We start from the raw sequence: 21489 nt of genomic DNA on the forward strand, positions 1-21489 counted from the left end.
GCATATGGTTATTCGGCGACTTCTGGGGCTGCAGTCAACGCAGCTTACAGAGACGATCGGCGTTGCGCAGGTTCGAAGGCACTCGGCTGTCAACGTCGATGCAGAGACGCTGGAGAGATGCTTGGCGCGGGTGGCGCCGATTCGGTGAGACCGAGCCACACTGGTCGGTCCTTTCGAGTCCAGCATTCAAATCGGCGCGCATTGGAGAAGTCATCGACGAATTCTATACCACCGGCGAAGGTGACCTGCGTCGATGGATGGAGCTGGTGGAACGCGGCGCAGTACGGTTTCCATCGCGCGGCACATGCCTGGAGCTCGGATGCGGCGTTGGCCGCCTGACACTTGGGTTGTCCCGATCATTCGAGCACGTGATCGGCCTTGATGTCTCGGCCAGTCATCTCGACCTTGCAGAAGAAGTCTTGCGCAAGGAAGGGCGCACGAATATCGAGCTTCGGCGGGTGAACACGCTGGAAGCCTTTCAGCAACTGCCCGAAATCGACCGCTTCTTCAGCCTGATCGTTCTTCAGCACAATCCACCGCCCGTCATGTGCTGAATGCTGCACAAGATTCTGTCGAGGTTGAAACCCGGCGGCACAGGCATTTTCCAGGTACTGACCAAGCTTCGCGACTATTCCTTCGACGCGGCAGCCTATCTCGCGAGCCCGACATCCGGTGACGTGCTGGAGATGCACGCTTTGTCGTTCGACGTCGTGGTGGCAACGGTCGAGCAAGCAGGCTGCAAGCTGGTGCTGGCGTCAGAGTACGATTGCGTCGATCATGCCGGTTCGGAGTCGATCGAATTCCTGATCCGCAAGTCCGGTTCGCCGGGAAGAGACCCGTTGCACTGAAATGACGAAAATCGGAAGGCATCCAAAATCGGATTGCTGACAAGCCGCGCAATAGGCATTGTCATTCCGAACACTGCTTCCGGGGTCGGGGCGGACGAGCAAGATCGAGGTTCCGATACATTGACCGAAGAGGGTCAGCTCCAGAAGCCGCGCTGGATCCTGATTGCGACGTGGTTGGCCTTGGCCATCGTGCTCGTCATTCAAGCTCTGCCGTTCACTTATGGATATCGCCGCTCCGCTGATGATGCGGTGTTTCTCGATGCCCTGGCCGGAGGATGGGCCGGCATCGAACGGCTGGCTTTGGCCCTGTCTGTCCAGCAGGGGAGGCTGGGACTGATCCCTGCCATTCCGCTCAACGCACTCGGTGCCTACCTTGCCGACAGCTATTGGGCGCGCCTGGCATTCGTCCTGATGCATTTCAGTGTGTTCGCTCTGTTCGCAGCGTATGTCTCGCGCCTTCTGGCGGCGAACGTCCTCTACCCGCTGCTGCTCCTGCTGCTCACGCTGCAGACGGTCGAAGGCGTCAACGATTACATGCCGCCGATTTCCTACCCGGTACAGAACACCGTGCCTCTCATCATGGTGTTCTCCGCGCGCCTGACGCTGCTGCAGGCGGACAGTCAGGGACGGGTCAGCGGGTTGGCCGTCTGGCTGGCGCGGCTCTTCTTTCTGATCGCTCTTGTCCTGAACGAATTCACCTTCCTCGCGGGCACGGCGGCCTTGGCCTGCGAGTATTTGGTGATTTGGGCACGCAAGCTGCGCGGGACCTCTGCATCGACGACAAATCTGCTCGCTCTGGTCGATCGACGATTCATATGGGATGCAGGCCTCGTCGCCATCGCCTTCGTCTCCTACGTCGGCTACCGGCACGTCTTTCCGTCGACCTACATAGGCAATGTGATCGACGGCGCTGGTTCACCCTGGCGGGTTGTCGCGACCACGCTGCGACACGTTCATGCCGGAACGATCTTCGTCCGCGACTTGTTCGAAGTCGGGTCGATTCCGCAACATGCGATATTCCTGGCCGCGGTCGTCGGCGTGCTGACCGCCGCTTGCTCGTTCTTCTTTCTGGGGCAGGCGCGCGCTATTCGAACTCCGCTCACTGTTCTGGTGGTCTGCATCGTCGCTATCGCCTATGTCACATTTCCGCTGGCGGGCAATGCGAGGCAGCAGGCGTGGTGCCTCGACAGCGGTGCTTGCGGCTACCTGGACAGCCGAATTTCCTACCTCGGTTTCGGGCTCATCCTGCTTTGCCTCATAGCCCTGGTGCTGAAAGCGATGCCGACGCGCCGCGCCGCGCGGGTGACGATTACGGTTCTGTCGGGCGTGCTGGGCCTGATGGCCGCCACAAGCTACGCCTACAATCTGCGCGACGGCCTAAAATACGCCAACGATGCGCGAGCTTGGCGGAGGGCTAACCTGCTGGCATGCTACCCGGATCTTCAGTCCCAGCAGGACCGTCGACTGGTGAGGATGATCGATCCGGAGGCACGCATCCGATTCCATCCCGGCACTGATCAGGCACGCTTCTGGCGCAACTATCTGGCTCTCAAGAGCCGAAATCAGACATGCACTTTGGACGATGCTCGCCGGCAGGCCGAGCGAGATCTCTTGAACGACGCCGAGCCGATTCTGGATGTCGGTCAGACGATCAGTTTTTCGCAGCCGTCGGCGGCCCGCTATCTGGGCACAGGCTGGTCGGCACTGGAGCCAGCCGGAATCTGGACCGACGGCCCGCGCGCGGAACTGGTCTTCCAGCTCGCGTCCGGTGCACAGGCCAGGCCGCTGACCCTGAAAGTCGGGTTCAACGCCTACATGCGGCCCAACCTGTCCAATCAGGCAATCGATGTCCTTGTCGACGGACAGCGCGTCGACACCTGGACCATCACTCCGGCGATGAATGACGGCAGAACTCATGAGCGCACGATCGACCTCGGTCGGCGGTCAATAGTGGAAACCGAGATCGTCTTCCACGTCCTCAATCCGCGACAGCCCACGACAGATCGAGAAATCTCCGATACGCGCCACCTCGGCATATTCCTGCGTTGGATGGCCCTGGAACCACCCTGATGGTGATTTGGCCAGCACCGGCTTGATCGCATGGGGCAGGATTTGACCGTACGAGGGGCCCGCCGGGACAGCGGGTTGAAAGATGTCCCGGCTTGCTGCAAGGGAAGACCGTGTTAATCCTCCGGCGATTGCGGCGATCGTACCAGGCATTCATCTGCACGGAGGAACCCATCGCCACCGCGGAAGAACCCGCGAGCCCGGCGTGGAAGTCGCCTCCGGTCGTTCCGCCGGTCTTGAAGGAAGGGCAGATAGACGTCCGCGACCTGATCGCGCGGTACGATGCCGCGCGGCATGTCGAGCTGGCAGATGCCTATTTCGAGCCGCGCATGGACAACATCGCGCTGCGCCGCAAGCCATTCATCGTCGCCAACGAGATGATCCACATCCTGACGGCCTTCGCACATGTCGTCGACGGACTACGGCTCTTCCCGCAGCTGCGCCTTCTCGATTTCGGCGCCGGCACCGCTTGGTCGAGCCGGTATCTCGCGAGCCTCGGTTGCCAGGTAACTGCAATCGACGTGTCGAAGAACGCGCTGCAGATCGGCAGGAGCATCCATCAGGAAGACCCGATGACGCGCGACCTGCCGATCGAGTTTCGCGTCTCCGATGGACGGTCGATCCCCGTCGCCGACAAATCGTTTGACCGAATTCTCAGTTTCGACGCCTTTCATCATGTCGCCGACCAGAAGACCGTGCTGGCCGAATTCTCGCGTGTGTTGCGTGACGACGGCGTCGCAGCGTTCGCCGAGCCCAGTCCGTATCATTCCCTGGCGCCTTCGTCGCAGTTCGAGATGCAGACTTACGATGTGATCGAGAATGATATCCGGGTTTAAGAGATATGGGACATGGCGAAAGCTTGCGGCTTCGCCGACATCTGGCAGCGTGAACGTCGGCATTCACCTGAAGTCGATCAGTGGCCGCATGCTGAACAACGATCACGCTCGGTTGCCAGTATCCACCAAGCCGGTGCGGGTCGGCGAGACGCTCGAGATTTCGGGGACCATACCCCTGCCGGACATCGAAGATTTCCAATTGGAGGTGGACCTCGTGGCCGAGGCGATCGTCTGGTTCGAGTTCGTGGGCAGCCAACCCGTGAAGCTTCACTTTCGCAAGCGAGCGTACGTCGACAACTCCTAGCCCGTTCGTTCTTGACCAAGCAGCAATGTTGTCTTCCCGAGCGGGACAATGCACGCTCGGCCGGCAAGCGGCCGTTGCCCTGGAGGTTCCCGACATGATCCAGCCCGTCCATCCCGAAGGCCTGTCGATGCTGGAGAAGCGCCGCATCGAGGCCGAGATCCTGAAGGAGGTCTACGAGACCTTGAAGGAAAGCCATGGCGAGGAGACGGCGCGCAAGACGATCGCCGAGTCGGTGCGCCGGTCGGCGATCGAGCAGGCGCGCGCCTTCGCGGCCGCAGCGCCCGATGGTCCATCCCTCAAGGCGTTCCAGGACGTGATGCCGCTGTGGACCAAGGGGGGAGCGCTGGAGATCGAAGTCAAGGAACAAACCGACACGAGCTTCGCCTTCAACGTCGTGCGCTGCCGCTACGCCGAGACCTACAAGGCGATGGGCCTGGGCGAGATCGGCCATCTGCTCTCGTGCAATCGCGACGGCGCCTTTTGCGAAGGGTACGATCCCAAGCTCAAGCTCGAGCGAACGCAGACCATCATGCAGGGCGCCAGCCACTGCAACTTCCGTTACACTTACGAGACGTGATTGCGGCGAGGGACCTTTCCTCAAAGGCCTAATTCAAAAACTCCGCGATCACCAAATGGTTGTCCTTCAACGGCCAGGTCCGCGTCGGGATGGCCTCGTTGTTGAACACGGCCATCACGGTGCGCGGGCTGGCATCGAAGGCGAGCTTGCCGAACGAGACGCCGGGCACGCCGTCGTTGATGCCGGGCGGCACCTTGCCGTCGAGCGTGAACTTGTCGCGGCCGACGCCGAAATAGCCGCGCGGCCGGCTCATGGCGACAATGGCGGCGGCCGTCTCGTCGCCCTTGCCGACGATGCCTGGCCTCAAGTGCACGACGTCGCTCGAGCGTAGAAAAGGTGAGCGGTAGGCGTGGGTGATCGGCTGCGCCGCCATGCGCAGCACGAACTCGTAGTAGGCGTCAGGCCGAGCGACCATGGGGCCCCAGGCACCGTCCTCGCCGGTGACCTTGCGGTGCACCGGCAGCGCGCTCCGGCGTTCGCCGGTCTTGCTGTCGATCTCGAATATCTCGACCTCGGCATCGGCCACCGGGATGTTGGTGTAGACGCCATCGGCGATGCCGGTGACGCGGCCATTCAGCACCGGCAGCGGCTCCTGGGCGATGAACATGCTGGCCGGCGCCCGGCCGGCGATGAACTCGTACATGGCAGCGAAGGCGAGCTTGTGGAAGGCCACCTCGCGGTGATCGAGGCCGTCCAGGACGACATTGCGCGCGCCGCGCAGCTCGGAGGCATCGTAACCGACGCCGGTCGGCTTGCCCGGCGCCCCGACGAAGCGCGCGTCGGGCTGCGAGTACTTGTCGTTCCTGTCGGAGCGGATCGCCATCAGCTCGACTCCCGGGATCAGGTCGTCGGGTCCGGCATTGAGCTCCTTGAGGAACGCGAAGGCGCCGTTGAACTCGCTGCCCACCAGCAGGCTGTCGGAGATCACGATGCCCTTGTTGGGCGTGCCGCACAGCACCGCATGGCTGACCGACGCCGCCCCGCCGGCATGCTTGAGATAGCTGCGGATGGCGTTGCCGCCGCGCGACGAGCCGACCAGTGCGACCTTGCGTCGCCGCGTCGCCTTCAGCACCTCGGCGACGGCGGCAGCGAGCTGTTTGGTCTGGTCCTCGGTCGACGACCGGAACGGCTCCGGCCTGGCGTCCTCGCGGCGCGCGTTGGGATAGACGAAATCGACCGCGTGCAACTGGTTGCGCTTGAAGCCATTGGCCTCGAAACGCCACAGGGTGTTGATCCATAGTGCGCTCGAATCGCCATTGCCGTGCACGAACACGACCGGCGGCGGCGCCGCCACATCCGTGACCTGGCGACGCGGCGGCGCGGGCGCCGGTTGCGGCGGCGTTGGCGGCTGAGGCTGGCGCGGCGGCAGCTGCTGGCCGAACGCCAGCGTCGGCCACAGCGCCAAGGCGCCGCCAAGCAGGGCACGTCGACCGGGCCTCACACCCCTGATGTCCTTTCCCCCAGACATTGGCCCATGTTGGCAAAAGCCCGATGCCGACGCTACGCTCGCGATATGTCCATTTGTTACGTCGACAGCCCGGTTGGCCGCCTGGCGCTCGAAGCCGATCACGACGCCGTGACCGGGGTGCGCTGGACGAGCCGCGGTGAGCGGGCGGGAGAGGGCAGGCCGAGCCCGGTGCTCGCCGAGGCGCGCCGCCAGCTGGCGCGCTACTTCGCCGGCCGGCTCGAGCGCTTCGACCTGCCGCTCGACCAGCATGGGACCGATTTCCAGAAGCGCGTCTGGGCGATGATGTGCAACATCCCCTACGGCGAGACCGCGACCTATGGCGGCATCGCCATGGCGCTGGGCTCGGGTCCGCGGGCCGTCGGCATGGCATGCGGGCGCAATCCCATTCCCATCATCGTGCCCTGCCATCGCGTTCTCGGCGCCGGCGGCACCGAGGGCGGCTATTCGGGTGGCCGCGGGCTGCCGACCAAGCGCCAGCTGCTCGCCCTCGAAGGCGTCGTCCTGGACCGCCGGGAATAGATGTCGCACTGGGCGCATTCCGTTCGGCCGATTGCAGCCGAACGGAATGTGCTGAGGCCTGGCATCCCTGTCATTGCGTCGGCCGCAGGCGGCGGCTACGGAGAAGCGAATGCGCGTGCTGATCACCCGGCCGGAACGCGAGGCGACGACGCTGGCCACGGCGCTCGGCGAGCGCGGCCACGCGCCGGTCGTGGCGCCGCTGTTCCGCCTCGATATCCTCCATCCGCCTGATGATTTCCCCGAGGCGCTCGCGGCCTGCCAGGCCGTCCTGCTGACCAGCGCCAACGGCGCCCGCGCGCTTGCCGAAGCGAGCCCACAGCGCGCCAAGCCAATATTCGCCGTCGGCGACACAACGGCGAGCACGGCCGAGGGGCTGGGTTTCACCACGGTGACATCGGCCGCCGGCGATGGCGCCGCGCTGGTCGAGCTGGTCCGCCAACGGCTCGATCCCAAGGCGGGCCCGCTGATCCATGTCGCGGGAACCGAGATCGTCGTCGATCTCGTGGAGAGCCTGGCCGGCGATGGCTACGATGTCCGCCGCTTCGCGCTCTACGAAGCGCGCAAGGAGACGAGCTTGCCAGAGTCGGCGCGCGCGGCCTTGCAGGCGCGCGCCCTCGACGTCGCGACCTTCTTCTCGCCGCGTGCTTCCGCCGCGTTCGCCAGGCTGACCGAAGAGGCCGGGCTCGGCGATGCACTGCAGGGCGTCACGGCCGTGGCGATCAGCCCGGCTGCCCTGGCGCCGCTGGCCGACCTGCCGTTCAAGGCCCGGGTGGCGGCGGTGCGACCAACTCGCCAGGCCGTGCTCGACGAGATCGACCGCCTGGCCGAAGCCGGCGTACAAGGACAAGCGAGCATGAGCGACACCCCTTCCTCCCCGGCGGCCCCTTCTTTGTCGCTCTCCCCGGCCGAGCCTGCGCCGCCCGTCGTCGAGGTTCGGCGCGGCATCGGCATCGTCGGCACCTTCCTCACCAGCCTCGTCGCCGCTGCTCTCGTGCTGGCGCTTGCCCTGATCTCCCTGCCGTTCTGGCCGGAACAGTTCCAGGTGCTGTGGCGCGGCAAGTCGATGGCGGTCGCCCCGCCCCCCGCCATCGATCTTCAAGCCGTGCGCGCCGATGCCAGCACGGCTGCCTCGGCCGCCGTCGAAGCGGCAAAGCGCGACCTCGCCGCCCGCCTCGACGACCTCGATAAGCGCGTGCGGGCGGCGGCAGCTGCAGCCGCCGAGCGGCCGGCATCCGCGGAACCGGCGCTGGCCGAGCTGCGCAGCAAGGTCGAGGCGCTCGAGCGGCGCACCGCCGGTGCCGCATCGACTACGCAGCAACCGGCAACCCCCACGCCGGCGCCTGCTCCATCCACGACCAGCGACACCGAGAAGGAGCTCGCCATCCTGTCGCGCGAGATCGCCGCCTTGCGTACCTCGATGCAGGCGCTCGACCAGGCGGTCGCCGCGCAGAAGGACGAGCAGGCGCGCCAGCGCGAGCAGACCAAGAGCATGTCCGACGCGATCGGCGTGCGCGGCGCGGCCGACCAGAAGGCGCTGATCGCGGCACGCGCCTCGGCGGTGATCGGGATCGCCGCGCGGCTGAGCGCGGCGCTCGAATCGGGCCTGCCCTTCACCGTCGATCTCGGTCTGCTCACCCCGCTCGTGCAGGGCGACGCCAAGCTCGCCGAGATCACCACGTCGCTGCAGCCCTATGGCGCATCCGGCGTGGCCTCGCGCGCTATCCTAGCGGCCGAGTTCCCTGCCGTCGCCAAGGCGGCGCTGGCCGACGATCTCGCCGACGATTCGTTCGGCGAACGGCTGCTCGGCAAGCTGCGCGCCCTGGTCTCGCTGCGCCGTGTCGGCGACGTCGAAGGCAATTCGGTCGAGGCCCGGCTGGCGCGCGCCGAGACCGCCCTGGAAGCCGGCGATCTCGCCAAGGCGGTGACCGAGGTGAAGTCGCTGCCGCCGCAGACCGGCAAGGCGACCGAGGCGTGGCTGAAACGCGCTGAAGCCCATCTCGCGGCCGAGCGTGCGGTCCAGCAGCTCGCCGCCCATGCCGTCACCCTGCTCGGGACGGCGCGCTGACTCCATGACCCTCCTGCGTACCCTGATCTGGTTCGCCATCGCCGCTGCCGCCATGCTGGGCGCGGTCTGGCTCGCCCGGCGGCCCGGCACCGTCACCGCCGAATGGCATGGCTGGCGCCTCGACACCAGCGTCGGCATCGTCCTGGTGGCGCTCGTGCTGCTGATCGCCGTGTGCTTCGGCCTATGGCTGCTCTATCGCTGGATCGTCGGCGCGCCGGGGGCGCTGATCGAGGGCTGGGGCGAGGGCCGGCGCCGGCGTGGCTATCGCGAGCTGACGCAAGGGCTGGCGGCGGTGGCCGCCGGCGACGGCGTCGAGGCGCAGAAGCATGCGCGCAAGGCCGACCAGCTTCTCTCCGAGCCCGGCCTGACCTTGCTGCTGTCGGCCCAGGCGGCCCAGCTCAACGGCGATCGAGACGCCGCCAACCGCGCCTTCACCGCCATGCTCGAGGACGAGCAGATGGCGTTTCTCGGCCTGCGTGGTCTGATCGGCCAGGCGCTGCGCGAGGGCGACCGGGCCAAGGCGCTGGCCTATGCCGAGCGCGCCTTTCGCCTGCGGCCGCAGACCCCGTGGGTGGTGCACTCGCTGTTCGACATGCAGGCGCAGACCGGCGACTGGAAATCCGCGCAAGCGACCCTGGATACCGGCCTGCGCCGCAAGGTGGTCGGCGCCGACAGGGGCCGCACCTTGAAGGCCCTGCTGCTGGTCGAGCGCAGCCGCATCGCCGAGCGCGACGGCAATGCCGCCGACGCCCTGGCGCTGGCCCGCGAGGCGTTCGGCCTCGCGCCGGAGCGCATCGCCGTGACGCGCCGCCTGGCAGAGCTGCAGATCAAGGCGAGCGACGGCAAGCGGGCGATGAAGACCCTGGAGCGCGGCTGGGCGGTGGCGCCGCACCCCGACCTCGCCCGGCTCTATGTCGACGCGTCGGGCGAGAGCGAGGCGCTGAAGAAGGTCGGCGTCGTGCGGCGCCTGGCCGAGAAGAACCCCGGCGACATCGAAAGCCATGTCGCGCTTGCCCAGGCCTCCATCGAGGCCGGGCTGTGGGGCGAGGCGCGGCGCCATCTCGAGACGGCGGGCGGCGCCCACCCGACGGCGCGCGTCTGCCGCCTGATGGCCGAGGTCGAGGAGCACGCCAATTCCGACCCGGCGGGCGTGCGCAACTGGCTGGGACGCGCGACCGATGCGCCGTCCGATCGCAGCTGGCGCTGCTCGGCCTGCGGCGCCCATCACGAGACCTGGCGCTCGGTGTGCGAGAGCTGCGGCGCCTTCGGCACCCTGCAGTGGCGCGCGCCCGGCACGTTCGGTCAGATCCTGCCGCCGGAGGAACGGGTCGCCCTGGCGGCGACCGCGCAACAGTAGTGGCCTGCAGCGAGGCTTGTCGTACAGAATCGCTGTCATCCCGAGCCAGCGAGGGACCTTTGGGCAGCACGAAAGATCCCTCGCTGTGCTCGGGATGACAGTTTTGTGGGAGGAAACATGTTCGAGACCACGCTCGCCGGCAGCCTGCCGAAACCGGCTTGGCTTGCCACGCCGAATGTCCTGTGGGCACCCTGGACGTTGAGCGGCCAGCCGCTGTTCGAGGCCAAGGATGATGCCACCTTCCTCGCCATCCGCCGCCAGGAGGAGGCCGGCCTCGATATCGTGAGCGACGGCGAGCAGGCGCGGCAGCATTTCGTGCACGGCTTCCTGGCCGAGGTCGACGGCGTCGACTTCGACAAGAAGGTGCGCATGGGCATCCGCAACAATCGCTACGACGCCGACTGCCCGACCGTCACCGGCAAGCTCACGCGCCGCAAGTTCGTGCACGAGCGCGAGGCGCGCATCGCCCGCGCCGCGACCAGCCGCAAGCTCAAGTTCACGCTGCCCGGACCGATGACCCTGATCGACACCCTGGCCGACGGCTACTACGGCGATCGCGTGAAGATGGCGTTCGCCTTCGCCGAGCTGCTGAACCAGGAGGCGCGCGACCTCGAGAAGCTCGGCGTCGACGTCGTCCAGTTCGACGAGCCGGCCTTCAACGTCTATCTCGGCGAGACCGTCGAGTGGGGCGTGCCGGCGCTGGAGAAGGCGGCCGAGGGGCTGAGATGCACGACCGCCGTGCACATCTGCTACGGCTACGGCATCGAGGCCAACATCAAGTGGAAGGAGACGCTGGGCGAGAGCTGGCGGCAGTACGAGCAGACCTTCCCGGCGCTCGACCGCAGCAAGATCCAGCAGGTCTCGCTCGAGTGCCGCGAAAGCCACGTGCCGCCCGAGCTGATGAAGCTTCTGAAGACGAAGACGGTGCTGGTCGGCGCCATCGACGTGGCGTCGGAGACGGTCGAGACGCCGCAGCAGGTGGCCGACACGCTGAAGCTCGCAACGCAGTACGTCGACCCCGAACGCATCCAGGCCTGCACCAACTGCGGCATGGCGCCGATGACGCTCGCCGTCGCCTACGGCAAGCTGCGCGCCCTGGCCGAAGGTGCGGCGCTGGCGCGCAGGAGCTTGTAGCAGCGCCGTTCATTCGTCCCCGTACGTGCGACTCGTATTCTCCTCCCCAGCTCCGCTGGGGAGGTGTCGGCGTCTTCGCCGACGGAGGGGTCAAGGGCACAGGAGGGGTTGCTCATGACCCCTCCGCCCGCGATTACGCGGACACCTCCCCAGCGGAGCTGGGGAGGAAAATGAGATGAGCGCCATCGGAGTGGCGCGCTCCCAGCGCATGACTTTCACGCCACCGCAGCTTCGCCCCTTCGGCGCGCGTCCTGGTCTGATTGCGGCAGCATGAAGCCATCGAAGAATGACGCGAGCTGAGCGTAGCCATCGAGCGGCAGGACGTGAGCGACGTATTGGTCGGGCCGCACGACGACCATGCACCCTGCTTCCCGATCGATGCCGCGCAGGGCAAAGATGTCGTTGCCGCCCCTGACGTCGGCGCAGAATATCTTCTCGTAGTCGAGCAGGCCGTAACGTCCCTTCTTCGGCAGAAGCAGCGCCGGCATGTCCTCGAGGGCGAGCTCGCGATGGGCTTGCTGGAACACGGCGCGGACATCGATCACCGCGTCGATGTCCTCGTCGGGGCGCGTGTACTTCCGCACGGGCGAATCCCGGCTCTCGGCCAGGAAATCGCACATCTGGCGGATGGGGGAGCCTGACGCGGCCGGATCGACCGCCGTGGCGAAGGCGAAGAGGCGAAAGCGCCCGTCGGCCTGGACGACGTGACCCAGATGAACAGGCTTGGCGTCGGCGAGGCGGATCACCGGCGCGGAATGAAAGCGCGTTCCGACGACGAATCCCTTGGCAAGATTTTGGCAGACGGGTTCCCCGGTCAGGATCGACAGGCTGTAATGCGTCGCCGTCCCCGCCGTGTAGCGTCCATGCCGGATGAAATAGCTCTGGGTCTTTGCCGGATCGGCACCGCCCGCTTCTCCCTGGGACGAGGCGATCAGCGCCGCCCATTCGCGGTCGAAGTCGATCAGCTCCCCGGCGATGGCCCGCCGTTCCAACGAATAGGAATGCAGCAGGGCCGGCGCGCACCGCCCGCGCAGGACGGCGGCGAGCTTCCAGCCCAGATTGAAGGCGTCCTGCATCGAGACGTTCATGCCCTGCCCCGCCTTCGGACTGTGGGTGTGGCAGGCATCGCCGGCAATGAACACGCTGGGCGCGCGCGTCGCGATCTCTTCCGCCGGCACGTCATCGAACTTGTCGGTCAGGCGCTGGCCGATGTCGTACACCGACCACCAGGGGATTTCCTTCACCTCGAGCCGGTAGGGATTGAGGATTCGCCGGGCCTTGGCGATGAGCTCCTCGACCGTGATGTTGCGGTTTGCAACCCGTTCGCCGATGTCGAGCCTGGTGAGCTCGACATACAGGCGGACGAGATAGCCGCCTTCGCGCGGGATGATGAGAAGGCTGCCCTCGCTGGCCGACTGGATGAGCGACTTGCAGCGGATGTCCGGGAAGTCGGTGACTGCCAGCACGTCCATGACACCCCAGGCGTGATTGGCCGAATCGCCGCGCAGCTCCCGGCCGATCGATCGCCGGACCACGCTGTGCGCGCCGTCGCAGCCGACCACGTAGCGGGCGGCGACCGTCTCGATCTCGCCCTGGTGCGGGGCCTCGAGCCGCTCGAGCGTCACGGTGACGCGCCGTGCCCCATCGTGACTGCCGCGTCCCGCGGGTTGCACGCCAAGCACGCGCCGCCCGTAATGCGGCTCGAGCTTGGCAGCCGACCGGCGCATGAGGTCGAGATAGAGATCGTGCACGCGCGCCTGGTTGAGAACGACGTGCGGGAATTCCGACAGCCCGTCCTCGACGTCCTGGATCCAGCCGCTGCGAACGATGTTCGCGGGCTGCCCGGCATCCGGCTTCCAGAACGTCGTCTCGTTGATCCAGCACGCCTCCTTCGCCACGCGCTCGCTGAAGCCGAAGGCGTGGAACATCTCCATCGTCCGGCAGGCGATTCCGTCCGCCTGGCCGAGCAACAGGCGGCCCGATTTCTGCTCGACGATGCAGGTCCTGATGTCAGGAAACGCCGACAGCTGCGCAGCGAGCGTCAGCCCGGCCGGTCCGCAGCCGACGATCAGGACATCGACCTCAGCCGGAACGGAACCCTGCGCGCCCGACGCCGGATGGCGCTCCGCCCGATCGAAGATCTCCGGATCGCCCGGCTCGAAGCCATTCAGGTGAAACTGCATGAGGCGTTCCCCGTCGCTGAGAAGCGTGCTGAGCGACCTTACGGCACAAACCGGCCAGCGGGAATTCGCCGGGCAGATCCAATCGCCCAAGCGGCCATCCAACCGCCCCCGAAGTGGTGCAGTCGAGAGTTGGACGTGGCGAACCTTTTGTCGTCCTGAGCGCAGCGAAGGACCTCATCGCCGGACGATACAGGCGTGCTTTGAGACTTCTGGCGATGAGATCCTTCGCTGCGCTCAGGATGACAAAAGAAGTGCGACTTCATTTGACAAGAGCGTCGAAGTTGACGCCGTTGAAACTTCTATCGCTCCGACCGCAGCTTCGAGCGCAGCGCATAGACCAGGTCGAGCGCTTCGCGCGGCGTGAGCTCGTCGGGATTGATCTCGCCCAGCTCCTTCTCGACCTCCGACTCGCGCGGCTTCGCCGTGCCGCCGGCCGGACGCGCCGACGCGGCGGCAAAGAGGGGAAGATCGTCGGCGAGCCGGGTCACCGCGCCTGACTGTTCGCCCTTCTCCAGCTCGGCCAGCACCGTCTCGGCGCGACTCACCACGGCGGCCGGCAGGCCGGCGAGCTGGGCGACGTGGATGCCGTAGGACCGGTCGGCGGCGCCGGGCGCGACCTCGTGCAGGAACACGACCTGGTTCTGCCATTCCTTGACGCGCATCGTGTAGGGCGCCAGCGCCGCCAGACGCTGCTTCAGCGCGCCGAGCTCGTGGAAGTGCGTCGCGAACAGGGCACGGCAGCGGTTGACGTCGTGCAGATGCTCGAGCGTCGCCCAGGCGATCGACAGGCCGTCGAAGGTCGCGGTGCCGCGGCCGATCTCGTCGAGGATGACGAGGCTTCTCGCCGTCGCCTGGTTGAGGATCGCCGCCGTCTCGACCATCTCGACCATGAAGGTGGAGCGGCCGCGCGCCAGGTCGTCGGCCGCGCCGACGCGGCTGAACAGGCGGTCGACCAGGCCGATCGTCGCCTGCCGAGCCGGCACGAAGGAGCCGGCTTGCGCCATCACCGCGATCAGCGCGTTCTGGCGCAGGAAGGTCGACTTGCCGGCCATGTTGGGGCCAGTCAGCAGCCACAGCCGGCGCTCCGAGCCGAGATCGCAATCGTTGGGCACGAAGCCGGCCCCGCCCTGGCGCCGCAATGCCGCCTCGACCACCGGATGGCGGCCGCCGTCGATGGCGAAGTCGGCCGCCTCGCTCAGCGCCGGCCGCACGTAGCTTTCGCTCGCCGCCAGCTCGGCGAGCGCGGTCGCGACATCGAGGGCGGCCAGCGCGCGTCCCGCTGCGGCGACCCGGGCCGAGGCCGCCATCACCTCGCCGGCCAGCGCCTCGAAGATCGCGAGCTCGAGCGCCAGCGCCTGGTCGGCGGCGCGGCCGATGCGGGTCTCGAGATCGGCCAGCTCGGCGGTGCTGTAGCGGGTGGCGTTGGCCATCGACTGGCGGCGCGTGAAGCCCAGGGCCGCGAGATCGAGCTTGTCGGCATGCGTCGCCGTCACCTCGATGTGATAGCCGATCATGTTGTTGTGGCGGATTTTCAGGGTCGCCACGCCGCTCGAGCCGCGGTATCTGGCCTCGAGCGCCGCCACGGTCTTGCGGCTGTCGTCGCGCAGGGTGCGCTGCTCGTCGAGCTCGGCGCGGTAGCCCGCTCGGATGAAACCGCCGTCGCGCGCCAGCAGCGGCGGCTCGTCGGCCAGCGCCGCGGCGAGCGAGTCGATCAGCGCGCGGTGATCGGCGCAGGCCGCGACGATGTCGGCGAGCGGCGCGGGCGGCGGCGCCAGCGCCTCGGGCTCGGCGCGCAGCAGGGCGGCGAGCGCCTCGCCCGAGTCCAGCCCGTCGCGCAGCGCCGCCAGATCGCGCGGGCCGCCGCGGCCGACCGACAGGCGCTGCAGGGCGCGCTCGATGTCGGGCGTGCGGCGCAGCGCCTCGCGCACGCGTTCGCGCACCGCGGGGCGCTCGACGAAGAGCTGCACCAGGTCGAGCCGGCGCTCGATGGCCGCACGGTCGGTCAGCGGGGCAGCGATGCGCTCGGCGAGCAGGCGGGCGCCGGGACCGGTCAGCGTGCGATCGATGGTCGCCAGCAGGCTGCCGTCGCGCCTGCCGTCGAGGCCGCGCACCAGCTCGAGGTTGCGCCGCGTCGCCGGGTCGATCTCCATCGTGCCGTCGGCCCGCTCGCGGCGCGGCGGCGACAGGGCCGGCAGCTTGCCGGCCTGGGTGAGCGCCACGTAATCAAGCAGCGCGCCGCAGGCCGCCGTCTCGGCGCGCGAGAAGGCGCCGAAGCTGTCGAGGGCCGCCACCTTGAAGGTCGCCTGCAGGCGCTTGCGAGCATTGTCGCTGTCGAAGCGTGCCGAGGGCAGCGGGGTCAGCACGCTGTTCCATTCCTCGAGCGTCGCCTTGAGCGGATCGCGCGCCAGCAGGCGGTCGGGCAGCAGCAGCTCGCCGGGGGCGAGGCGGGCCAGCGCCGCGGCCAGCTGGCCGGGCAGCACCGGCTGGGCGGCGAAGTCGGCAGTCGACAGGTCGAGCCAGGCCAGCGCCAGCTCGCCCTGCGCCTCGGCGATCGCCGCGAGATAGTTGTGGCTGCGCGCGTCGAGCAGCGAATCCTCGGTCAGCGTGCCCGGCGTGATGACCCGCACCACGGCGCGCTCGACCACCGACTTGGCGCCGCGCTTCTTGGCCTCGGCCGGGTCCTCGACCTGCTCGCAGACGGCGACCTTGAAGCCCTGACGGATCAGCCGCGACAGGTAGGCTTCGTGGCTGTGCACCGGCACGCCGCACATCTTGATGTCTTCGCCGAGATGCTGGCCGCGCTTGGTGAGCGCAATGTCGAGCGCCGCCGACGCCGCCACCGCGTCGTCGAAGAACAGCTCGTAGAAATCGCCCATCCGATAGAACACCAGATGGCCGGGATGGGCCGCCTTGATCGCCAGGTACTGGCGCATCATCGGCGTCACATCGGCCGGGACGGCCACAGGAGGGGGAGCGCTGTCGGGCACGGAATCGGTTTAGCATGCCGGCGCCGCCGGTGATTGGGGGCTGTTTGGGGAAATGCAACGGCAGCGGAAGGTGGCCTCGAAAACCGACCCCGGAGGTGCTATGTAATGCGAGGGAATCACATCTCCTTACTGGAGGCCCACTTGAGCGCAACAGTTACCAGCAAAGGCCAGATCACCATCCCCAAGGCGGTTCGAGAGCAGCTGGGGATTGGGCCTGGAAGCGTGATCGATTTCGAGCGCACCGAGGACGGCCGGATTGTCCTGGTAAAGGCCGGGAAAAAAGCGCGCCCTAGTCGTTTCGCCCGTCTGCGGGGGAGTGCCGGCAAGGGACTGAGCACCGACGAGATCATGGCCTTGACGCGGGGCGAGGACTGACGTGACGCTGGTCGACACCAACGTCCTGCTCGACCTCGTAACCAACGATCGCGATTGGGCCGACTGGTCGTTGGCCCGCTTGGAGGACGCCGCGCTGGCGGGTCCCCTCCTGATCAATGATATCGTCTATGCTGAAACCTCGATTCGCTTCGACCGAATTGAGGACCTCGACGCCACACTTGCCACCGCGAGGATCAAGCTCGCGCCCGCACCACGTCCGGCGCTGTTCCTCGCCGGAAAGGCGTACAGGCAATATCGCGCGGCCGGTGGAACGCGAACCGGGGTTCTTCCCGACTTCTTCATCGGCGCGCATGCCACGGTCGAAGGCTGGCCCCTGCTCACGCGCGACACGAACCGATATCGTACCTATTTCCCGAAGGTCACGCTCATCGCGCCGGCGACTTGAAATTGGTCACCTTCTAGGCAAGTCGGCGGAGGCAGTGACCATGCCCGCCGCGTTGCGGCGCGGTATGGCCCGCTGGCACCGGCGGTGGATTGCCGTCAATATGCCCTTTCAACCGGGAGAGAGACGCAATGGCGAGCAGCGGCTCGGAAGCAATGGTCAGCAACGAGATGGGCGATCTCGATGGCGATTCGCTCATCATGCATCGCACCGGCCGGCCGGGAAAGATCGAGATCATTGCCACCAAGCCCCTGGTCACCCAGCGCGACCTGGCGCTCGCCTATTCGCCCGGCGTCGCCGCGCCCTGTCTGGAGATCGCCAAGGCGCCGGACACGGCCTACGACTACACCGCGCGCGGCAACCTCGTCGCCGTGATCTCCAACGGCACCGCCGTGCTCGGGCTGGGCGACATCGGCGCGCTCGCCAGCAAGCCGGTGATGGAGGGCAAGGCCGTCCTGTTCAAGCGCTTCGCTGACGTCGACTGCATGGACATCGAGGTCGGCACCAAGGACGTCGACGAGTTCATCAATTGCGTGCGCTTCCTCGGGCCGACCTTCGGCGGCATCAATCTCGAGGACATCAAGGCGCCGGAATGCTTCATCATCGAGCAGCGCCTGCGCGAGCTGATGGACATCCCGATCTTCCACGACGACCAGCACGGCACCGCCATCGTCTCGGCCGCCGGCCTGATCAACGCGCTGCACCTCACCGGCCGCAACATCAAGGACATCAAGATGGTGGTGAACGGCGCCGGCGCAGCGTCGATCGCCTGCATCGAGCTGGTCAAGGCGATGGGCATGCCGCACGAGAACGCCATCCTGTGCGACACCAAGGGCGTGCTCTACCAGGGCCGCACCGAGGGCATGAACCAGTGGAAGAGCGCCCACGCCGTGCGCACCAAGGCGCGCACGCTCGCCGAGGCGATAAAGGGCGCCGACGTGTTCTTCGGCCTGTCGGTCAAGGGGGCGGTGACCAAGGACATGGTCCTGTCGATGGCCGACAAGCCGATCATCTTCGCCATGGCCAATCCCGATCCCGAGATCACGCCGGAGGACGTCCGCTCGGTGCGCGGCGATGCCATCATCGCCACCGGGCGCAGCGACTACGCCAACCAGATCAATAACGTGCTGGGCTTCCCCTACATCTTCCGCGGCGCGCTCGACGTCAGGGCGCGCACCATCAACGAGGAGATGAAGGTCGCCGCCGCCGAGGCGCTGGCCAAGCTCGCGCGCGAGGACGTGCCCGACGAGGTCGACCGCGCGTATTCGGGCCGCCGGCTGCGCTACGGGCCGGACTATGTCGTGCCGGTGCCGTTCGATCCGCGCCTGATCTCGGCGGTGTCGTCTGCTGTCGCGCAGGCGGCCATGGATTCGGGCGTCGCCCGCCGGCCGATCCCCGACATGGCCGAGTACAAGCGTGCCCTGTCCGGACGCCTCGATCCGACCAGCCACTGGTTGCAGAGCCTGTTCGAGCAGGTCAAGGCCAACCCGCAGCGCATCGTGTTCGCCGAGGGCGAGGAGGAGCGCATCATCCGCGCCGCCGTGGTGTTCCGCGACAACGGCTACGGCACGCCGATCCTGATCGGCCGCGAGGAGCTGGTGCGCGAGACCATGAAGTCGCTCGGCATCACCGACACCACGGGCATGGAGATCCACAACGCGCGCCTCAGCACGCGCAACGCGACCTATACCGACCTGGTCTACAAGCGCCTGCAGCGCGACGGCTTCCTGCGCCGCGACGTGCAGCGCATGGTCAACCAGGGCCGCAACGTGTTTGGCGCCTGCATGGTGGCGAAGGGCGATGCCGCCGGCATGGTGACCGGCATCACGCGCCGCTTCCCCGAGTGCTACGGCGACATCCAGCGCGTGATCGATGCCAAACCGGACCGCGTGCCGATGGGCTATTCGATCGTCGTGGCGCGCCACGGCACGGTGTTCCTGGGCGACACCTCGATCAACGAGACGCCGACGCCCGAGCAGCTCGCCACCATCGCCAAGCAGATGGTCGCCAACGCCCGCATCATGGGCCACGAGCCGCGTGTCGCCTTCCTCTCCTTCTCCAATTTCGGCAGCCGCGAGATCGATCGCATCGAGCGCATCCGCAAGGCGATCCGCCTGCTCGACGCCGAGAAGGTCGATTTCGAATATGACGGCGAGATGCAGGCCGACATGGCGCTCGACTACGAGTTGCTGCGCGAGACCTATCCCTTCTGCCGCCTGACCGGGCCGGCCAACGTGCTGGTGATGCCGGGTCTGCACTCGGCGCACATCTCCTCGCGCCTGCTGCAGCGGCTGGGCGGCGTCACGGTGATCGGGCCGGTGATCGACGGCCTGCAGAAACCGGTGCAGATCGTGCAGATGGGCGCCACGGTGAGCGATCTCGTCAACCATGCCGCGCTGGCCGCGTATGGCGCGCTGGCACAACGGAGGTAGTCATGGCCGATCTCGTCATTCGCGGCGCCACCATCGTCGACGGCCTGGGCAGCGAGCCGCGGCGCGCCGACCTTGCGGTCGAGAACGGCCGCATCGCCGATATCGGCAGCATCCGCGACAAGAACGCCGAGACGATCGATGCCGACGGCCTGGTGCTGGCGCCGGGCATCGTCGACGTCCACACACATTACGACGCGCAAGTCACCTGGGACGCGACGCTGTCGCCCTCGCCGTCGCTCGGCGTCACCACGGCGGTGATCGGCAATTGCGGCTTTGGCATCGTGCCGGCGCCGCCTTCGGTGCGCGACCTCGTGATCCGCAACCTCTCGGTCGTCGAAGGCATGGATCTCGATGCGCTGCGCACCGGCATCACCTGGGATTTCGAGAGCTTCAGCGACTACATGAGCATGCTGCGGCGGCGCGGCGCCTACGCCAACCTCGCCGTGCTGGCCGGTCATTCGACCATCCGTACCGCCGTGATGGGCGAGGACGCCTCGCAACGCCACGAGGCGACGCCCGAGGAGATCGCGCGCATGAAGGCGCTGGTCGCCGACGCCATGGCCAACGGCGCGATCGGTCTCGGCGCTTCCTATTCGCTCAATCATTCGGGCTATGGCGGCGTGCCGATGCCGTCGACCGTCGCGCCGCTGTCGGAGCTCGATGCGCTGGTCGAAGCGATGGGCCCGCGCGGCAAGGGCGTGATCGCCATCGCCTCGGGCGCGAAGGAGCCGCAGGAGCTCGAGCCGATGGCCGCCAAGTACGGCAGGCCGTTCTTCCAGGGCACCGGCATGGCGATGCACAACGAGCAGGCACCGGAGCGCGCGCCGCGCCTGTTCGACCAGTGCGCCGCCGCCCTCCGTCGCGGCAACGGGCTCTATTTCCAGATCCCCTGCCAGCCGCTGTCGTTCGACTTCACGATGGCCAACGCCTATCCGTTCTACAGCCACGCCGCGTTCGACCCGATCAAGGCCTACTCGCCCGACCAGCTGAAGGCGGTGTTCCGCGATCCGTCGTGGCGCACCAGGTTCCGCGAGAACGTGAAGAACCCGCGGCCCGGGATGATCTTCCAGGGCAACTGGGATCGCGTCATGGTCGCGGTCGCGCACAAGCAGTCGAACGCGCGCTACGTCAACCGCTACGCTGCCGAGATCGCCGCATCGGAGCATCGCGATCCGCTCGACGTGGTGCTCGATCTCAGCCTCGACGAGAATCTCGAGACGGCGTTCCTCGGCCGCTTCCTCAATGTCGGCGACGACGGCGTCGCCCGGCTGCTGAAGCACGAAGCGGGTGTGGTGGCGCTGTCTGATGCCGGCGCGCATCTCATCTACATGTGCGATGCGGGCTTCGGCCTGCATTTCCTGGCGCACTGGGTGCGCGAGCGCGGCGATTTCGACATCGCCGAGGGCATGCGCCGCCTGACCAGCCATCCGGCCGATCTCTACGGCATCAAGGATCGCGGCCGACTCGCGGTCGGCGCCCACGCCGACCTGCTGCTGTTCGATCCGGTGACCGTCGGCATCAGCCCGGCCGAGCGCGTCGCCGACCTGCCGGGCGGCGGCCGCCGCACCATCCGCCGCCCGACCGGCGTGCATGGCGTGTTCTGCAACGGCGTGAAGACGTTCGACGGCAAGGACTACGTCAAGCACGCCATGGGACCGGGCCACGTGCTCGACAAGTTCAATGCCTCGCAGGGCCGGCACGTGACGGCGATCGCCGCGCAGTAGCACTGATCCGCCGCGCGCACATTCTTGTCGTCCTGAGAAGGACCTCATCGCTGCCTGCCAGGGCGTACTTTGGAACCTCTGGCGATGAGGTCCTTCGCTACGCTCAGGATGACAGGCAAGCGGTCGTCATCCGGAAGACGATGACACATCGACTGCAATTTCGCGAGCGAGGCGATTCGTTTGCACAATCGTAGCTCGTGCGTCGCCGAC

The 21489-nt window shown here is 67.2% G+C and carries 17 protein-coding genes; 14 read left to right on the forward strand and 3 right to left on the reverse strand.

Annotation, left to right across the window (positions count from 1 at the left end; all coding sequences use genetic code 11):
• The first annotated feature begins 98 nt into the window (after window positions 1-98).
• From ACILR9_RS06685 to ACILR9_RS06710, 6 genes are all read left to right on the forward strand, one after another.
• A complete protein-coding gene (locus ACILR9_RS06685) occupies window positions 99-554 on the forward strand; it encodes a class I SAM-dependent methyltransferase (RefSeq protein ID WP_395709128.1) in 456 nt (151 codons plus the stop codon).
• A complete protein-coding gene (locus ACILR9_RS06690; RefSeq protein WP_395709129.1) occupies window positions 555-848 on the forward strand; it encodes a hypothetical protein in 294 nt (97 codons plus the stop codon).
• A 120-nt stretch (window positions 849-968) separates the two neighbouring features.
• Window positions 969-2918: a hypothetical protein gene (locus tag ACILR9_RS06695; RefSeq protein WP_395709130.1), complete on the forward strand. Its 1950-nt coding sequence runs from the start codon at window positions 969-971 to the stop codon at window positions 2916-2918.
• Between the two features lie 92 nt (window positions 2919-3010).
• On the forward strand, window positions 3011-3751 hold the full coding sequence (locus ACILR9_RS06700; RefSeq protein WP_395709131.1) for a class I SAM-dependent methyltransferase: 741 nt from the start codon (window positions 3011-3013) through the stop codon (window positions 3749-3751).
• Between the two features lie 49 nt (window positions 3752-3800).
• Window positions 3801-4055: a hypothetical protein gene (locus ACILR9_RS06705; protein WP_395709132.1), complete on the forward strand. Its 255-nt coding sequence runs from the start codon at window positions 3801-3803 to the stop codon at window positions 4053-4055.
• Window positions 4056-4149: 94 nt separating this feature from the next.
• Window positions 4150-4632 carry an L-2-amino-thiazoline-4-carboxylic acid hydrolase gene (locus ACILR9_RS06710; RefSeq protein WP_395709133.1) on the forward strand — a complete coding sequence of 161 codons (483 nt, stop codon included), beginning with the start codon at window positions 4150-4152 and terminating at the stop codon, window positions 4630-4632.
• A gap of 28 nt (window positions 4633-4660) precedes the next feature.
• On the opposite strand, the gene ACILR9_RS06715 is transcribed toward ACILR9_RS06710, so the two are convergent.
• On the reverse strand, window positions 4661-6073 hold the full coding sequence (locus tag ACILR9_RS06715; protein WP_395709134.1) for an alpha/beta fold hydrolase: 1413 nt from the start codon (window positions 6071-6073) through the stop codon (window positions 4661-4663).
• Between the two features lie 72 nt (window positions 6074-6145).
• Between ACILR9_RS06715 and ACILR9_RS06720 the strand changes: the two genes are divergently transcribed.
• From ACILR9_RS06720 to ACILR9_RS06735, 4 genes are all read left to right on the forward strand, one after another.
• Window positions 6146-6619 carry a methylated-DNA--[protein]-cysteine S-methyltransferase gene (locus tag ACILR9_RS06720; protein ID WP_395709135.1) on the forward strand — a complete coding sequence of 158 codons (474 nt, stop codon included), beginning with the start codon at window positions 6146-6148 and terminating at the stop codon, window positions 6617-6619.
• Between the two features lie 109 nt (window positions 6620-6728).
• Window positions 6729-8684 (forward strand): uroporphyrinogen-III synthase, encoded by a 1956-nt coding sequence (locus tag ACILR9_RS06725; RefSeq protein ID WP_395709136.1) that lies wholly within the window; start codon window positions 6729-6731, stop codon window positions 8682-8684.
• Between the two features lie 4 nt (window positions 8685-8688).
• Window positions 8689-10041 (forward strand): heme biosynthesis protein HemY, encoded by a 1353-nt coding sequence (locus ACILR9_RS06730; protein ID WP_395709137.1) that lies wholly within the window; start codon window positions 8689-8691, stop codon window positions 10039-10041.
• A gap of 117 nt (window positions 10042-10158) precedes the next feature.
• A complete protein-coding gene (locus ACILR9_RS06735; protein WP_395709138.1) occupies window positions 10159-11175 on the forward strand; it encodes a methionine synthase in 1017 nt (338 codons plus the stop codon).
• Between the two features lie 215 nt (window positions 11176-11390).
• Here ACILR9_RS06735 and ACILR9_RS06740 read toward each other — a convergent pair whose 3' ends face one another.
• Both ACILR9_RS06740 and mutS read right to left on the reverse strand, forming a co-directional pair.
• The gene (locus ACILR9_RS06740) at window positions 11391-13358 is read right to left on the reverse strand and encodes an FAD-binding monooxygenase (RefSeq protein WP_395709139.1); all 1968 of its coding nucleotides are present in this window, start codon (window positions 13356-13358) and stop codon (window positions 11391-11393) included.
• Between the two features lie 299 nt (window positions 13359-13657).
• Window positions 13658-16294, reverse strand: coding sequence for a DNA mismatch repair protein MutS (gene mutS, locus ACILR9_RS06745; RefSeq protein ID WP_395709140.1), 2637 nt, complete (start codon window positions 16292-16294; stop codon window positions 13658-13660).
• Window positions 16295-16486: 192 nt separating this feature from the next.
• Here mutS and ACILR9_RS06750 point away from each other — a divergent pair, with 192 nt between their 5' ends.
• The 4 genes from ACILR9_RS06750 to ACILR9_RS06765 all read left to right on the forward strand — a co-directional run bounded on the left by ACILR9_RS06750 (window position 16487) and on the right by ACILR9_RS06765 (window position 21279).
• Complete coding sequence (locus ACILR9_RS06750) at window positions 16487-16720, forward strand: AbrB/MazE/SpoVT family DNA-binding domain-containing protein (protein ID WP_395709141.1); 234 nt, start codon at window positions 16487-16489, stop codon at window positions 16718-16720.
• Between the two features lies 1 nt (window position 16721).
• The gene (locus ACILR9_RS06755; RefSeq protein WP_395709142.1) at window positions 16722-17126 is read left to right on the forward strand and encodes a type II toxin-antitoxin system VapC family toxin; all 405 of its coding nucleotides are present in this window, start codon (window positions 16722-16724) and stop codon (window positions 17124-17126) included.
• A gap of 128 nt (window positions 17127-17254) precedes the next feature.
• Window positions 17255-19555 (forward strand): NADP-dependent malic enzyme, encoded by a 2301-nt coding sequence (locus ACILR9_RS06760; RefSeq protein ID WP_395709143.1) that lies wholly within the window; start codon window positions 17255-17257, stop codon window positions 19553-19555.
• A 2-nt stretch (window positions 19556-19557) separates the two neighbouring features.
• Window positions 19558-21279, forward strand: coding sequence for an amidohydrolase family protein (locus ACILR9_RS06765; RefSeq protein WP_395709144.1), 1722 nt, complete (start codon window positions 19558-19560; stop codon window positions 21277-21279).
• The last annotated feature ends 210 nt before the right edge of the window (window positions 21280-21489 follow it).

This window comes from Reyranella sp. (genome assembly GCF_044224635.1).
Lineage (GTDB): Bacteria > Pseudomonadota > Alphaproteobacteria > Reyranellales > Reyranellaceae > Reyranella.